The sequence below is a fragment of the Methylobacterium sp. WL8 genome, from assembly GCF_008040045.1.
Classification (GTDB): Bacteria; Pseudomonadota; Alphaproteobacteria; order Rhizobiales; family Beijerinckiaceae; genus Methylobacterium; species Methylobacterium cerastii.
The window spans coordinates 1-843 of sequence record NZ_VRVF01000200.1 but is presented as its reverse complement, the minus strand read 5'-3'; the positions used below and the strand labels follow the sequence as shown (position 1 = coordinate 843).

General features: G+C 65.0%; 1 protein-coding gene. It reads left to right on the top strand.

Features of this window, described 5'->3' with window-relative positions; genetic code table 11:
* The first annotated feature begins 73 nt into the window (after positions 1-73).
* Positions 74-828, top strand: a protein-coding gene (locus FV234_RS25895) for an IS5 family transposase (RefSeq protein ID WP_147832452.1) whose coding sequence is annotated in 2 segments (ribosomal slippage) — positions 74-386 and positions 386-828 — 756 coding nt in all. Because the reading frame shifts where the segments join, the coding sequence is not laid out codon by codon here.
* Positions 829-843 lie beyond the last annotated feature (15 nt).

Below are 843 nucleotides of genomic sequence, written 5' to 3'. Positions count from 1 at the left end.
CTAGGTCGTGAACCCATAACGGTTGGCACGGTTTGGGCGGTGGGTCGTTGGTTTTCCGAATGGAGGACCGAGGATGGCGCGGTTTGACCTGACGGATGCGGAGTGGGCGGTGATTGAGCCGCTGCTTCCGACGGACGTGCGTGGCAAGGATCGGGTGGACGACCGACGGGTGCTGAACGGGATCTTCTGGCGACTGCGCACGGGTGCGCCGTGGGCCGACATCCCGGCCCGCTATGGACCCTACACGACCTGCGGCAACCGCTTCCGGCGCTGGCGCAAGCGCGGCATCTGGGATCGCCTTCTCACTGCCGTGTCAAAGGCTTACGAGGGTGATCTGCAGATGATCGACGCCACCAGCGTGCGGGTGCACCAGCATGCGGCCTGCGCCAAAAAAAAGATGGCGGATCCGGTGGCATGGGTCGTTCGCGCGGCGGCCTGACGAGCAAGATCCACGCGCTGGTGGATGCCGAGGGCCGTCCGGTCGCGCTGAAGATCACGCCCGGTCAGGCGCATGACGGGCGCTCGGCGGCCGACATGCTGGGTGGATTGGGTGAAGGTCAGGTCCTGCTGGCTGACCGCGCCTACGACAGCGACGCGCTGCGCGCGCGGATGGCCGAGCAGGGTGCGTGGGCGAACGTGAAGCCGATGCCCAACCGCAAGCAGGTCCTGGCCTTCAGCCCGTTCTTGTACAAGTACCGCAACCTGGTCGAGCGCTTCTTCAGCAAGATCAAACACTTCCGGGCCGTCGCCACGCGCTACGACAAAGACCCGGACAACTTCCTCGCCAGCGTCAAACTCGCTGCCCTTCGCGTCTGGCTACGAACTTAATGAGTCCGCGACCTA